Annotated in this window: 10 protein-coding genes and 1 tRNA gene; 8 read left to right on the top strand and 3 right to left on the bottom strand. The window is 42.9% G+C overall.

The features are described from left to right. Positions 1–2 precede the first annotated feature (2 nt). Positions 3–1634 (bottom strand): L-glutamate gamma-semialdehyde dehydrogenase, encoded by a 1632-nt coding sequence (gene pruA, locus H8S64_RS20055; RefSeq protein WP_186978458.1) that lies wholly within the window; start codon positions 1632–1634, stop codon positions 3–5. 189 nt (positions 1635–1823) lie between these two features. Here pruA and H8S64_RS20050 point away from each other — a divergent pair, with 189 nt between their 5' ends. Beyond that, positions 1824–3770: an ABC-F family ATP-binding cassette domain-containing protein gene (locus H8S64_RS20050; RefSeq protein WP_186978457.1), complete on the top strand. Its 1947-nt coding sequence runs from the start codon at positions 1824–1826 to the stop codon at positions 3768–3770. Positions 3771–3821: 51 nt separating this feature from the next. Continuing rightward, positions 3822–4562 carry a 23S rRNA (guanosine(2251)-2'-O)-methyltransferase RlmB gene (rlmB, locus tag H8S64_RS20045; protein ID WP_186978456.1) on the top strand — a complete coding sequence of 247 codons (741 nt, stop codon included), beginning with the start codon at positions 3822–3824 and terminating at the stop codon, positions 4560–4562. Positions 4563–4566: 4 nt separating this feature from the next. Here the strand turns inward: rlmB and H8S64_RS20040 are convergent, their stop codons facing one another. Then, complete coding sequence (locus H8S64_RS20040; protein WP_186978455.1) at positions 4567–7248, bottom strand: putative LPS assembly protein LptD; 2682 nt, start codon at positions 7246–7248, stop codon at positions 4567–4569. A 170-nt stretch (positions 7249–7418) separates the two neighbouring features. Between H8S64_RS20040 and H8S64_RS20035 the strand changes: the two genes are divergently transcribed. From H8S64_RS20035 to H8S64_RS20015, 5 genes are all read left to right on the top strand, one after another. Continuing rightward, positions 7419–8573, top strand: coding sequence for an N-acetylmuramoyl-L-alanine amidase family protein (locus H8S64_RS20035; RefSeq protein ID WP_186978454.1), 1155 nt, complete (start codon positions 7419–7421; stop codon positions 8571–8573). 17 nt (positions 8574–8590) lie between these two features. Next, positions 8591–9778: an MlaD family protein gene (locus H8S64_RS20030; RefSeq protein ID WP_186978453.1), complete on the top strand. Its 1188-nt coding sequence runs from the start codon at positions 8591–8593 to the stop codon at positions 9776–9778. Positions 9779–10153: 375 nt separating this feature from the next. Continuing rightward, positions 10154–11581: a chromosomal replication initiator protein DnaA gene (gene dnaA / locus H8S64_RS20025; RefSeq protein ID WP_099293894.1), complete on the top strand. Its 1428-nt coding sequence runs from the start codon at positions 10154–10156 to the stop codon at positions 11579–11581. A gap of 6 nt (positions 11582–11587) precedes the next feature. After that, a complete protein-coding gene (locus H8S64_RS20020) occupies positions 11588–12187 on the top strand; it encodes an IMPACT family protein (RefSeq protein WP_186978452.1) in 600 nt (199 codons plus the stop codon). A 119-nt stretch (positions 12188–12306) separates the two neighbouring features. Further along, positions 12307–12379, top strand: a tRNA-Lys gene (locus tag H8S64_RS20015). A gap of 62 nt (positions 12380–12441) precedes the next feature. Here H8S64_RS20015 and H8S64_RS20010 read toward each other — a convergent pair. Beyond that, positions 12442–13314: an arginase family protein gene (locus H8S64_RS20010; protein WP_255469643.1), complete on the bottom strand. Its 873-nt coding sequence runs from the start codon at positions 13312–13314 to the stop codon at positions 12442–12444. A 223-nt stretch (positions 13315–13537) separates the two neighbouring features. Here H8S64_RS20010 and H8S64_RS20005 point away from each other — a divergent pair, with 223 nt between their 5' ends. Then, positions 13538–13897 carry a winged helix-turn-helix transcriptional regulator gene (locus H8S64_RS20005; protein WP_186978450.1) on the top strand — a complete coding sequence of 120 codons (360 nt, stop codon included), beginning with the start codon at positions 13538–13540 and terminating at the stop codon, positions 13895–13897. Positions 13898–15147: the final 1250 nt, after the last annotated feature.

Below are 15147 nucleotides of genomic sequence, written 5' to 3'. Positions count from 1 at the left end.
TATTACTCTTCCAAGAAGTTAGGATACATATAATTTGTAGCCGGTACAAATGTTTCTTTAATCGCTTGCGGGGAAACCCAACGCAATAAATTAAAGATTGTACCTGCTTTATCGTTTGTTCCGGATGCGCGTCCGCCACCGAAGGGTTGTTGGTCAACAACCGCACCTGTCGGCTTGTCGTTGATGTAAAAGTTCCCGGCGGTATGTGTCAGACGCTCTGTCATTCGCTCGATATTAGTCCGGTCTTTTGAGAAAATTGCTCCGGTAAGAGCGTAAGTGGAAGTTTTATCCAGAATATCCAGTGTTTCATCCACTTTCTCCGGATCGTAAACATACGTCGTGAGAATCGGGCCGAACAGTTCCTCGCGCATCGTGATATAATCCGGTTTAAACGCTTGGATTACGGTCGGTTGTATGAAATATCCCGCGCTCATATCATAATGACCGCCGGCAATAACTTCGGCATCAGACGATTTGTTTGCTTCGTCAATAGCGTTGGCTAATTTAACGAAAGAAGCCTCGTCAATAACAGCGTTCACGAAATTCGTGAAATCTTCGACACCGCCTACTTTGATAGCAGCCAAGTCTTTTTGCACGTAGCTTTCGACTTCCGGCCAGATATTTGAAGGTATGTATGCACGCGAAGCGGCAGAACATTTTTGTCCTTGATACTCGAAGGCTCCCCGTACGATAGCGGTAGCTACTTCTCTCGGGCAAGCTGTCGGGTCAGCGAAGATATAATCTTTACCTCCGGTTTCACCAACGATTCTCGGGTAACTCCGGTATTTGTCGATATTCTTCACGATGGTAGCCCAAATGTCGTTGAATACTTGGGTGGAACCGGTGAAATGAATACCTGCAAATTCTCTATGTGAGAATATCACTTCGGAAGCCGTAGGCCCGGAACAGTACACCAGATTGATTACACCGTCGGGTAAGCCTGCTTCTTTCAGGATTTCCATGATCAAGTGAGCGGAATAAACCGCGGTCTTCGAGGGTTTCCACACGCAAACATTACCCATAAGAGCAGGTGCTCCCGGAAGGTTTCCGGCGATAGAGGTAAAGTTGAACGGGGTTAATGCAAAGATAAATCCTTCCAGCGGACGCCAAACCGTACGATTCCAGATTCCGGGGGCAGAATTCGGTTGCATGTGATATATTTCATACATATTCTTCACGTTGAAACGGAAGAAGTCGGCTAACTCGGCGACAGCATCAATCTCGGCTTGAAAAGCATTCTTGGATTGTCCTAACATAGTCACGGCGTTCATTCGTTGACGGTAGGGACCCGATAATAAATCGGCTGCTTTCAAGAAAATCGCGGCACGGCTCTCCCAGCTCATTTTTTCCCATTCCGGTTTTGCCTTTAACGCGGCGTCAATAGCCATTTGCACGTGGCTCGCGTCACCTTGGTGGTAGTGTCCCAGCAAATGATGGTGATCGTGCGGCGGACGGATATCCATTAATTTATCGGTGCGGACTTCTTTGCCCCCGATGATCATTGGAATATCCACAACTGTAGCACGCAAAGCATTAAGTTGTGACTTCAACTCTTTTCTTTCCGGAGAACCCGGCGCGTAGCTCTTGATGGGTTCATTGGTAATGTTAGGTAATTTGAATACTCCTTTGGACATATTTTATTCTTTTTTGTAGTTAGTATTTTTCAAGATTTCCCAAATATACAAAAATATTTTAAGGATAAAACATGACATATGTTAGTTTTCGCATTTTTAAATGTAAATTTAGTTGTTTCGTGCAACAAAATAAGTTTCGTATATTTGCATCCGTTAAATACGGAAGGTTTCAATTTTCAAGTTATTGTAATGATTTCAATTAATAATGTAAGTGTTTTATTCGGGGATTACGCATTGTTGGATTCCATCTCGTTTCTGGTAAACAAAAGGGACAGAATAGGTCTGACCGGACGTAACGGGGCGGGCAAGTCTACTTTGTTGAAAATTCTTGCCGGGGTGCAGGAACCGTCCGCAGGAAGTGTGTCGATGCCCTCCGGTTTGAAGGTCGGTTATTTGCCCCAGACGAAAGTGTACGCGGAAGGGAAAACCGTGCGGGAAGAGGCGGGGACGGCTTTCAATGACGTGTTGGGATTGCAACGGGAAGTGGAGAGATTGCATGCCGAATTGGCGGAAAGGACAGATTACGAATCCGACAGTTACATGTCTTTAATTGATAAATTGAACGAGAAAACCGAGATGTTGCATATGCGGGGAGCCGATAATATGAACGGAGAGGTTGAGGTCGTGTTGAAAGGATTGGGATTTCGTCAAGAAGATATGGATCGTCGTTGTGAAGAATTCAGTGGCGGGTGGCGTATGCGTATCGAGTTGGCGAAGATATTATTGGCACGTCCGGATGTCTTTTTATTGGACGAGCCGACGAACCACTTGGATATAGAATCCATTTCATGGTTGGAATCATTCTTGCAGGGATACCCGGGGGCGGTAGTGCTTGTTTCGCACGACCGGGCTTTTTTGGATAATATCACGAGCCGTACTGTCGAAATATCTTTGAGTAAGATATACGATTATAAAGTATCTTACACGAAATTTACCGAATTGCGCAAGGAGCGGATCGAACAGCAATTGCGTGCTTACGAGAATCAACAGAAACAGATTAAAGATACGGAAGACTTTATAGAGCGTTTCCGCTACAAGGCGACGAAAGCGGTACAAGTGCAATCGCGCATCAAACAACTGGAAAAGATAGAGCGGATTGAAGTGGAACAGGAGGATTCCGCACGAATTAACGTGCGTTTCCAACCGGCTGTACGTTCGGGTGATGTGGTGGTGAGCGGTCGTGATTTGACGAAAGCTTATGGCAATCACGTGGTATTGCAGGACGTGAATTTGGACGTGTTGAGAGGGGAGAAAGTGGCTTTCGTGGGAAGGAACGGAGAGGGAAAAACCACTTTGGTGAAAATGATAATGGATCAGATTCCTTACGAGGGGACGCTAAAGATCGGACATAACGTGAATATCGGGTACTTCGCACAGAATCAGGCGGATTTACTTGATCCCTCATTGAGTGTACTCGACACTGTGGATCAAGTGGCAGTCGGGGATATACGGAAAAAGATACGGGATATTCTGGGGGCTTTTTTGTTCTCGGGAGAGGATGTTGACAAGAAAGTGAAAGTGCTTTCCGGGGGAGAACGAACCCGGCTTGCTATGGTACGCCTGCTGTTGGAACCCTACAATGTGCTGATTCTCGACGAGCCGACGAACCATTTGGATATGCGCACGAAAGACATTTTGAAAGATGCCTTGAAGAAATTCGACGGTACCGTTATCGTTGTATCGCACGACCGTGATTTCTTGATCGGGTTGGCTGATAAAGTGTATGAATTCACGAATAAGAATATAAAGGAATATTTGGGTGGGGTGACTCACTTCTTGGAAGCGAAAAAGCTAGAGTGTTTCCGGGAGTATGAACAGATGCATCCCCGGAAAGTGCAGGTGGAAGAGAAGGTGGCAGAACAACCCGTTTCCGAGAATAAAGCTGCTTTCGAGGAACGTAAACAGTGGAATAAGGAAATCAAGCGTTCGGAGGTGAAAATTGAAAAATCGGAGTTGGAGATTGCCGATTTGGAACAAGCGATAGTGGATGCCGAGGGAAAAATGGCAACAGGGACGATTAGCGATGAGCTACTGAAGACGTATGATGAAGCGAAAAAACGCTTGGAAGCGTGTATGAGAGAGTGGGAAGAAGAGAACGAACGCTTGGAAATGCTGAAATCGAAGGTCGGGAATTAATCGGCAATCGTCAAATCACGAAATTATTAAATTGTAAATTGAATAGGTAAGATGGCAAAGTTTAAACAAGAATGTATTTTCGGAATCCGTGCCGTACAGGAGGCGATACTGGATGAAAAAGAGATTGATAAAGTAATGTTCAGACAAGGGATAAAGGGTGATTTATTCCAACAGTTGTTCGCGTTGGTGCGTGAACGTCAGATTCCGTTCCAGTATGTTCCGGAAGAAGTATTTAAACCGTTTGCCGGACGCAACCATCAAGGGGTATTGGCTGAGGTTTCCCCGATACCTTATCAAGATATCGATGAGGTAATCGGTAGCGTGGTTGCGGCAGGAAAGACCCCGTTCGTTTTGGTGTTGGACAGAATCACGGACGTGCGCAATTTGGGCGGAATTGCTCGTACGGCGGAATGTGCCGGGGTGGATGCGATTCTGATTCCCAACAAAAATTCAGCGAAAATATCATCCGATGCCATCAAGACATCAGCGGGAGCGTTGTATCATTTACCGGTGTGTCGGGAGAAGAACCTGAAGAAAACAATCCGGGAATTGAAACGGAGGGGATTGACCGTGTTTGCAGCCACAGAGAAAGCTGATAAGTTCTACACCGAGGCAAACATGAAAGACGGATGCCTGCTTATCATGGGGTCGGAGGATACCGGTATAGATGAAGAGTTGTTGGCTTTGGCGGACGAACGTATCAAGATACCCCAACTCGGTAAAATCGAATCGCTGAATGTTTCCGCTGCCGCGGCTATATTGATGTACGAAGCCGTACGACAGAGGTCGTAATTTATTATCGATTGTATAACCTTGAGTCGGTAAAGGATTCCCGTTTGGTCAGTTTCAAGTCTCTCAACATGGAAGAACGCACGTGTATCTCGAAGTTGTAGGACTGGTGCTGACCGAACGGCATACAATTGAATACCATTTCCCAACAATGCAAGTCCCGCGTGATACTGAAACTTGTTGAGGTAACTTCATTAGCTTTGAAATCATATCCCGATTGGAAAGATATTTTCCATTTCGGTGTCAACGAGAGATCTCCGTTGATACTTAAAATTTGTCGAATATCTCCTTTTCCCTTGGGGGAGGCCGAAGAGTAAGTTTTGGTATAATTCAGGTTGTACCTCAGACTCAGGTTCCAAGGAACATCAAAATCCATATAGTCATCGTAGTAACCGCCCACCATTTCGTTTTTCTTCTCTTTGTTTTTTCCGTTGTCACCCGATAGACTAAAGTTACTGGATATGGTAGCGTTTGTCAATCGCCCGATTCCACCGTGGTATTTATTGATTTTACGTCCGTTCCCATCGACAGCGTAAGGATCCAACGTTCCGGAGAAGTTCAAATCGACCTTATTGTTGAATACTTTGGTACGGGCGCTTAAACCGATAGTGGAAAATCTCATGCTATCCGCGAAAGGATTGTAAGAAACCCTTATCTGGAAACTCTCCAGTAGTTTTACTTTTTTGAATTGCTCATCCCCGGTCGTGTCATTATCGTTACGGACTTTCATCTCGACATTGTTGTCCAAGCTGAAACTGATGCTTCCCGATTGTGTGCCGATAGTCGTCTTCGGGGTATAAGGCAATCCCTCGTGAATAGCGTATTCGACGTATTTTTCCCCGTCAAAATATTCCTTCGTGTATTTGCCCAAAGGCTTTAACGCGGGCGTGTAGGACGCCGAGAAAGACGGGCGTATCATGTGACGGATAGCGGCAACCTTACTGCCCGGTTTGAACAAGAACATACCGTAAATGGTTGGCGTGTAGCCAATGGAGGCACTTGCCGAATAGTCATGCGAATAGTTCATACCCGGTATGACTCTTTTGACAACTTGTCCCCCGGCACGGCTGGTATCCGGTATCCATATTTTCTCGAAAGTTTTCGTGTTGAGGTACCCGTTATAGTTTAGAGAAGGGGTAAATGTCACGTCTTTCGCTATTTTGAAAGACAAGCTAAGCGGGATATTGTGCTTGAATCCGTTGTCCCAATCTCTTTCAAAAGATGATTTGAATAGTTTGTTTTCTTTTGTCTGTATATTGTTTCTTAGCTCAGCCGAATAGGAGATACCGATATTATCGTACCATTTCATTTCCCCCACCTTGTCTTTTTTACGGAAAGGATAGATTTGTGTCATGCGCAAGCTGATGTTTGGTAGCGTGAGGGAGATAGAGGTGTCCCGACTGTTCTGGCTGTGGCTGAGTGAGCCGCTTAAACTGAAAGGACTTTCCGGCCATTTCTTGCTCCAAGATATACTGGATTGCTTCCGTTGATTGGCAATATCATTTATATTGTTTCCGTTATAGTAATTATTGCTCGCGGAAGACATATCCACCGATGCCGAGAAAGAACTGTAAGGGTTGGCTTTACCGTCTTGCGAGTGAGTCCAGCGGACAGACCAGTCGGAAGATTCCTGATAGTCGGGCAGACCTTTTTCGCTCACGTGGTTCTTGCTCATCGTGGCGTTGAATTGCCCGTTGTATTTATATCTTTTTCTATACGTGGTGGCGTATTGCAATCCCCATGAACCGTTGGTATATATGTCCCCCGTGAGAGTCATATCAATATAGTCATTGATATAGAGGTAATATCCACCACCCCGCAGGTTGAAACCTCTCATTCGTTCCTCCCCGTATGTCGGCATGATGATACCTGATGTCCCCTTGTTCGTGATCGGGAAGAAACCGAACGGGATAAACAGGGGCAGGGGAACATCTTCGAGTTCCAAGTAGGTGAAACCCACGAAGATTCTTTTGTCTTTAATCATTTTCGCCCGGCTCATCCGAAGACGGAAGTGAGGATGGTCGTGATTGTCACACGTGGTATATGAACCGTGTACCACGCAATACACCGAGTCGCTCATCTTTTTCGTGGTTTGTCCCTGCACGTATCCTTCGCCTTCTTGCGTGATAATTTCTGTAATAAGTCCTTTTTTCGAATCAAAATTGTATCTCAACTCTTTCCCCTCGAATTCTTGCGCCCCGTCTTTGAATTTCGGGGTACCTGTAAGTTCTCCGACTGAATCGGGAACCCCGGTAGCGTATGCTTCTTTTTTTTCCATATCCAGTACGATATAATCAGCCTTCAGTTCGCTCGTGAGGTATTTCACGAACCCGTTACCGTACAAGTAAACTTTCTTGCCGTTGATGGAAAATTTCACGGAGTCGTCCGCGTTATAAGTGATTAAATCATTAAATAACGGTTTTGAAACCGTGGAGTCGTTCCGGATCGTGTCAATTGCCATACCTGTTGAATCATACACGATACGAATGCTGTCGCCCGGTTGCCCGGACGTGTCGCGGGCGAGGACGGGAAGTCTTTTAGGAGTCGGAATCGTGGTATCGAGATTGATGACAGGCCACTGATCTCTGACTTCTTTCGTGGTGTCACTGACAAATACATCAATTCCGTCTCCGAAAAGAAGCTCGGATGCAACACCGTTGGATGATAGTATTATCGGCAGGGCGATCATCGTTAAAATGATACATTTCTTAATAAAAAGCCCTGTATATAATCTAATTTGCAATTTAATATATTATTTTTGTGACTAATATTGCATGACGCATATAGCATTTTTGCTTTGCAAATGTAAGAAATAATGGTTGTTAATGGTCATGATTCTTTTTAAAAAGTTTTAAATACATGATAAATCAGTGCAGGTTTGTAGGTTTCTTGTTGGTTATCTTTCTGTTAGGGGGAATAAAAACTCTCGATGCTCAAGATAATTTGGGTAGAATTACTTGTATTTGTATTGACGCGGGACACGGGGGGAAAGACCCGGGTGCGATAAGCGGACGCTTGAGAGAGAAGGATATAACTTTGGCTGTTGCCTTGAAATTGGGGAAAATGATAAAGGATGCTTATCCGAATATCAAAATAGTGTATACCCGAACAAAAGACGTTGCGGTGGACTTGAGGGAACGGGGAAGAATAGCGAATAAAGCAAAAGCGCAGTTGTTCATTTCCATTCACGTGAACAAGTTTTCCAAGTCTACCGTGCGAGGGGTAGAAACTTACGTGTTGGGATTGCATAAATCGGAAGCGAGTTTTCAAGTTGCCATGAAAGAAAACGAGGCGATTCATTACGAGGAAGACTATTCGGTGAAGTACGACGGCTTTGATCCCAAGAAAGCAGAGTCCTACATCATGTTCAATTTTCTGAAGAACAGTCATTTGAAAAATAGTATGGAATTTGCGGCTCCCGTGCAGAATGAACTGGTGAAACGCACGAAAATGCCGGACCGGGAAGTACGGCAAGCCGGGTTTATCGTTTTGATGGATGTCGGGATGCCTGCCGTGTTAATAGAAACGGGTTTTATCTCGAACCCGCATGACCAGAAAATATTGACGTCGGAATCTGGGCAGACAAATTTGGCTCGTGCTGTTTTTTCGGGATTCCAATCGTATAAAAATAATGTGGAGCGGAATAGTGTCGTGATAAAGGTGGAAAACCCTGTCACTCAGTCTGAAGAAAAGAAAGTAACCGGAACGGAGAAGAAAAAAACGGAGAATGTTGTTGCTCCTCAAAATAAAAATGACTTATTTTACGCTGTTCAAGTAGCCTCGTCCAAGACAAGAATCAAGGATTTCGAGTATCTGAAGTTGAAAGAAAAGATAGAGGAGTTGAAAGGAGAAGAGCGTTACCGTTATTACGTCGGGAAAACTTCTACCTACGAAAAAGCGTTGGAAAACCAGAAGAGTATCCGGAAGGCGGTGAAAGACTGTTTTATCATTGCTATATATAAAGGTAAACAGATAACGGTCGCGGAGGCAAGAAAAATAGAACAAAAGAAGTAAAGAATAAAATTATACTCATGAAACTAAAAAGAGAAGCCAAACTGGCATTAACTGCAATAGCCGCGGTGCTTATTTTAATCTGGGGAATCAATTTTCTGAAAGGTTCGTCACTATTTGAATCTAAAAGTATATTTTACGGGGTATATAATAGCGTGGAAGGATTGAAAGTGTCCAGTGGTGTCGTGTACCGGGGATATCAGGTGGGGCAGGTCATCTCTATTCAGTTCACGGGTGAACGGTATGATAAAGTGCTGGTGAAGTTCTCCGTCAACAAGGGATTGGAGTTACCTTCCAATAGTTTGGCGATGATTCAGAGTGCCGATCTGATGGGTTCCAAGGTGGTGGATTTGATTCCGGGCGATTCTCCCGTTTTTGCCGTTAGCGGTGACACGTTGACTTCTAAAATAGAACAGGGATTGATGGAGCAGGTAAGTCGTCAAATGCTGCCTTTAAAGCAAAAAGCGGAACGTCTTCTGGGTTCTCTCGATTCCGTTATGGTTATTGTACAAGGCGTCTTCAATGAAGAAACCAAAAAGAATTTGAGTAATAGTTTTGCCAGTATAGATCGCACTTTACGGAATCTTGAAGGTGCTTCCAGTAATTTGGATACACTGATGCAGTCGGAATCCGCGCGTGTCAGCGAGATATTGCGGAATATAAATAGTATTACGGCCAATCTGTCGGATAACAATGAAGAAATATCCAATATACTGGGTAACTTCTCGGCGATCAGCGATTCCTTGCGTGGTGCCAGTTTGGGTGAGATGTTGACTAACGTCGATAATATACTTGCACATGTTGATACGATCTTTGCTAAAATAAACCGGGGAGAGGGAACGATTGGTGCTCTCGTGAATGATAATGACCTTTATTATAATCTGAATCAAGTGAGTGAAAATCTCAATCGTCTGTTAGTCGAATTCAGGTATAACCCAAGACGCTTCATTAACCTTTCCTTAATAGATTTTTCTTCCGGCAAGATCGGCTTGGATGAGTACGGAATAGTGATTTTCGAGTCGTCCGAACGTCTGGATATAAATTCGGAATTATATGTACAAAACTCTGGATTAAAGGAGATTAAGTATAAAGATAAGTATCTGTATATAATTGATAGTTTCAAGAAATTGAAAGCCGCGCAACGGAAATTAGATGATGTTATGAAACGTTACAAAGACGCTTATATAGTTAAAATTGACTTTGTCTGAAAAATAGAATGATTCTAAATAATGTATGTAAGGCATCTATTTTTATTAACATAAACCGAAACTTTTTAAAACTCTATTTTGATATTTCGAATCAATTTTTAGACCTAAGACTTAAAGCTTTATCTAGGAAAATCGCTCAAAATATTGTTACGTTTATGTTAAGATTGCAAAGGCAATTTTGTAATGCGGTCAATATGTAACAAATGAATTAATCTATTGGTTGTTAGTGTATTATATCTAAAAGATTGATACCTAACCCGTAAGCCATTCTTGGTAAAAAGCAAGCAAAAGGCTCATTTTTTTTAGAGAAATATTTTTTCGAATTTAGCGTTCTATTTCATATAGGATGAATAGGGAATAAAACGATATATATAAATGAAAAGGGATTGTAAAAGTGTTTGGTCGGAATGTCTGGACCTAATTAAAGAACAAGTGGCGCCAAGAACATTTAAAACGTGGTTCTTGCCTATACGTGCTTTGAACTTTCAGCAGGACGTGTTGACAATTCAAGTTCCGAGTCAATACGTGTACGAGTGTCTGGAAGAACACTTTGTGGAGATTTTGCGGAAAGCTATTCGTACCGTGATCGGTCCGAAAGCTAAACTGGAATATTCTGTTGTGGTAGAGGAGAGTCACCCTCGTGACCCGATATCAGTGACGATGTCTTCCACGCACGTGAAGAAGGTTGAGCCAAGTACCGTTTATCTGAACGGTAAAACAGGAGATAATGCCCCGAAAAATCCTTTTGAGCGTAATAATAATCGTGTACAGATTGACCCGCAACTGAACCCTTCCTATACATTGGATAGTTATATAGAAGGTAGCTGCAACCGGTTGGCAAAATCTGCCGCGGTAGCTATTGCCCAGAATCCCGGTGGAACGGCTTTCAATCCTTTGTTGATATACGGGGGCTCCGGTTTGGGTAAAACGCATCTGGCACAGGCAATCGGTATGGAAGTAAAGCAAAACCACCCGAATAAGGTGGTGTTGTACGTGACAACCAATGTCTTCCAGACGCAATTCACGGAAGCCGTGCGCAAGAACGAGATTAACGATTTCTTGCACTTCTATCAATTGATAGATGTGTTGATTCTGGACGATATTCACGAGTTGGCGGGGAAGACTGCCACGCAGAATACGTTTTTCCATATATTCAATCATTTGCATCAATCCGGTAAACAATTGATATTGACATCCGATCGTTCCCCGGCAGAATTGAGCGGATTGGAAGAGCGTTTGCTCTCTCGTTTCCGCTGGGGATTGTCGGCAGAGATAAAAGCCCCGGATTACGAAACGCGGGTAGCGATAGCCCGATACAAAGCCCGTAAAGACGGTATTGATTTCTCCGACGAGATATTGGAGTATATATGTAAATACGTGTGCACCAACGTGCGGGAATTGGAAGGAGCCATGATTTCTTTGTTAGCTCAAGCTACTTTTAATCATCGGGATTTGACGATAGATGTCGTTAAGGATATTTTGGGTAAAATGGTCAAAGACCAGAAAAAGGAACTGACCGTGGAATATATACAGGAAGTTGTTTGCCAACACTTCAATATGGCACCCGAACTGTTGCAGGAAAAAACACGCAAACGGGAAGTGGTGCAAGCCCGCCAGTTGGCGATGTATTTCAGCAAGAATTACACGAATGCCTCGTTGGCTTATATCGGGAAGCTGATAGGACGTAAAGATCACACGACGGTATTGTATGCCTGTAAGGCTGTCACCGACATGATGGAAACGGATCGTGCTTTCCGTGCCCAAGTGGAAGAGTTGCAAAAGAAACTCTATTGCGCGAATTAATTTCTCATGGAAGAGGATAAATATAGAACAGTAAACGCGATTGCCGAAGGCCTGTACAAGGAGAAAGGCAGTCGCTTTATTTCTTTTATTTACCCGGTGAAGACAGAGGAAGAGATTAAAGATATCCTGACAGAGATAAAAACCAAGTATTATGATGCCCGTCATCATTGTTATGCCTATTGTCTGGGGGCAAACCGGGAACGCTTTCGGGCGAATGACGACGGGGAGCCTTCCTCCACGGCAGGGAAACCCATTCTGGGACAAATCGTATCCAACGATCTTTCCAATGTTCTCGTGGTTGTCGTGCGTTATTTCGGGGGGATAAAACTCGGTGTATCCGGTTTGATTCAAGCGTACAGGGATGCCGCCGCCGATGCCATCCTCCATGCCGAGATTGTCGAACGCACGGTGGATGAAGAAATTCGTATCCGTTTCACCTACGTGGTGATGAATGACGTGATGAAAGTACTGAAAGAAGAAGAACCGGAAGTGCTATCCCGGAATTTCGAAATGGAGTGCGAAATGACTCTCTCTATCAGGCAGAAAGATATGCCCCGGTTGAAAGAACGCTTGTTGAAAATAGAGTCGCTCGCGATTGAAGAATAGTTCGTGAAAGCTTATCCGTGTTGTATCGCCATATTTTTTTCGAAAAAAAAGCCCCTTGTCTTTGGGAGTTTAAATAGAATTACTATCTTTGCATCCGCAATTGAGAAACACAATTGAAGGATTCAGTAGCTCAGCCGGTAGAGCACAACACTTTTAATGTTGGGGTCCTGGGTTCGAGTCCCAGCTGGATCACGGAAAGCTTTCTAAAACAATAATTTAGAGAGCTTTGTTTTTGTTTAGTACTATATCGGTTACTATTTCAGTAACGGTAGCTGATTCAGCATATTTTTGATTTTGATTGCGATACGCGGCATAGGTTCTGCCACGGTAAGGCCGACCAAATCGTATTCGGCGGCGATATCGTTTATTACCCGGACGACTTCCTTTATTTTCATTCCGTTAGGTTCTACTCCCACGCCTGCGATGATTTCAGCGGGATCCAGTACATCCAGATCGAAGTGGACGGCTACTTTAGATACTCCGCTTGCTTTCAGCCATTCCATGATTGCGAGGCTGTTATCTGCCACTTCACCGGGGGAGAGTCCTTTTATTCCTAGTTCCTTTTGCCGTTCCTGCATACCTTTATCCCATGAACGAACGCCGACGATCAACGCTTTCGAGGTGTCAAATTTACCGGGCAATGTACCGATGATTTCCTCGTCGCCCATTCCGAGGCAGGCCGTCAGCGCCATGGCGTGATAACCTTTGTATTCGTCATAGGGTAAGTTTACATCCGGGTGTGCGTCAATCCAGACGACGGCAACATCATCGGAATATTTTCCCGCTAAATACGTGAACGGAACTACGCTTACCGAACATTCTCCGCCAAGAGTCACGATCCTGTCGGGATTATTTTCACGTACCTTTTCGAGGGCGGCTTTGGTCTGTTTCAATATGATTTGTCGGGCACTGATGCCTTTCTCTACTTCCCGGTCGTTGATATCCTGCGAGATCGGTACTTCCACGGTCTTTTGAGAACTCTCGGGTGCTAACAGGTTCAATAACCGTGCGCCCAGATAATACCCTCTTGAAGCATCCTCCGCGGGAATGTCGGGCATCCAACGGTCAACAATTCCACCTTGCCATTGGGGATAGATTAAACGGAGTGTAGATGTTTTGCTTTTCATATTCTGACTATTAGTTACGGAGATAATTCCGACGAGTGATACTGCTGATAATAAAAGTTTTCTCATGTGCTTTATCTTTTGAAACAAAGATAGAGGGTTGCCGATTATTTGACAAGTACTGCTAAATTATTCATGTACTGATAAATTTACCCGTATACAATAAATGAATGTATATATATTATTTATTCGTTATAGATGATTATTTTTGTGGTAAAAAGAAATTATGTACGAGAGAAAAATACCTTTTGATATCGACTGCGGGATAAAAATAGCCATGGAAGTCATGGGAGGAAAGTGGAAAAGCTGTATTATTATAGAATTGGACAAGGGAGCCAAACGTCCCAGCGAATTGCATCGGTTGTTCCCGGATGCCAATCCCCGCGTGATTAATCAACAATTGAAGGAACTTGAAAAGTACGGCATTATCGAGAAGAAAATATATGCCGTACTTCCGCCTCATTCCGAATATTCGCTCACGTCGACGGGCAAAACACTTATCCCTGTCATTGACAAGCTGGAAGAATGGGGGGATTTTTTCCGCCCGACGATGAAAAAGATTCTTGAGGCAGAGGGGGGCTTCTAATTTGCGAAACTTGTGTCGGGGTGCCTGATTATGATTGTGGAAGCATTTATCCAAAAGTTTATCAGTCAATCAAAAGCGTGTTTGTAACTCTTGTTTATACTTTTGATTTATTTCCCTGAAAAAATTTTTAAAGTAGATGGAGGAAGTTCGACATTCTCGTTATATTGGGCGATTGTCAAAATGGAATGGTGGGGAGATTGAACTTTTTTCTCTCGTGTTCGGGCTAAAATAAGTTAAATAATAAGTATATATGATATATATGTATTATAGTTAGTTTATAGCATCTCCTATTCAACTCCTATTCAACTCCCATTCAACTCCTATTCATCTCCTATTTCAAAGGTAGAAAAATAGAAGTTTAATTGTAATTAAATAAAATTTGATAATAACAAAATATATGGAATATTCATTATTGATTCTTGTTAAATAACTGAATAGGGCAGTAATTTATCACGAACAGAGGTGGAAAACAGTGAAAAGTATTTTGATTCTGTTTCGCACGGGTTAGATACCGTTTTTAGGTCGTTATGTGAAGATTCACAATAGAAGTGCAATCTTCTGGTTATAATAGCTTTTTAAATTCTTCCATATCAGGCAGGGCATTCTTCATAAAATTGTCGCATATTTTTAATGCTTCGAATTGAGAAATCTCTTAAACTCGGCAACTCTACACCTTTGTTTTAATATTAATTTTCTTTTCGAGTTTTAAAACTCATGCAAGATTCAATGCAGTTTGAAATATTAGGCGATTTGCAAAACGGGGTATCACTACCACCAAGATAATGACCTTACAATAAACTGTATATATAAATCCTCCCTTATGAAGAATTATATCAAAAAGTGAGGGAGAAATTTCTGGATTATCTGCAAATGAATTATCTTTACAGATAAGAAGGTTATTCTCTCTTGCTCATTAGAGCCAATTTATCACAGACTTCAGAATAGTCTAAAGATACGAAAAAATTGTACTTCGAGTATGGGATAAGGTTGAAGCGAGGGAGTTTTTTTATCTTATAGGCGTAAAAATCAAAGATTTTTATGTAAGTTTGAATCTAAAAGGATTAAATTGTGAAATAGATTGTGAACTGAATACAATGGTCTACCACTTCTACGGTTTTATCTACGTGGAAGTATTAATTGTTGTACTGAACGAAAATAACAGGAAATACGAGCATTGAGTGTAGGTGGAATGGAAATGAGAGATAGTTATATAAAAGAAGAATCAAGATAGAACAAAAATAATTTTGAAT

Origin of the sequence: Butyricimonas hominis (assembly GCF_014287455.1) — a bacterium.
Lineage (GTDB): Bacteria > Bacteroidota > Bacteroidia > Bacteroidales > Marinifilaceae > Butyricimonas > Butyricimonas muris.
Note: the sequence above shows the minus strand (reverse complement) of the source record. Positions and strands in the feature narration are given on the sequence as shown.

Coding starts and splice junctions, on each gene's coding strand:
- pruA (WP_186978458.1), bottom strand. CDS start 1,634: ATGTCCAAAGGAGTATTCAAATTACCTAACATTACCAATGAACCCATC.
- H8S64_RS20050 (WP_186978457.1), top strand. CDS start 1,824: ATGATTTCAATTAATAATGTAAGTGTTTTATTCGGGGATTACGCATTG.
- rlmB (WP_186978456.1), top strand. CDS start 3,822: ATGGCAAAGTTTAAACAAGAATGTATTTTCGGAATCCGTGCCGTACAG.
- H8S64_RS20040 (WP_186978455.1), bottom strand. CDS start 7,248: ATGATCGCCCTGCCGATAATACTATCATCCAACGGTGTTGCATCCGAG.
- H8S64_RS20035 (WP_186978454.1), top strand. CDS start 7,419: ATGATAAATCAGTGCAGGTTTGTAGGTTTCTTGTTGGTTATCTTTCTG.
- H8S64_RS20030 (WP_186978453.1), top strand. CDS start 8,591: ATGAAACTAAAAAGAGAAGCCAAACTGGCATTAACTGCAATAGCCGCG.
- dnaA (WP_099293894.1), top strand. CDS start 10,154: ATGAAAAGGGATTGTAAAAGTGTTTGGTCGGAATGTCTGGACCTAATT.
- H8S64_RS20020 (WP_186978452.1), top strand. CDS start 11,588: ATGGAAGAGGATAAATATAGAACAGTAAACGCGATTGCCGAAGGCCTG.
- H8S64_RS20010 (WP_255469643.1), bottom strand. CDS start 13,314: ATGAAAAGCAAAACATCTACACTCCGTTTAATCTATCCCCAATGGCAA.
- H8S64_RS20005 (WP_186978450.1), top strand. CDS start 13,538: ATGTACGAGAGAAAAATACCTTTTGATATCGACTGCGGGATAAAAATA.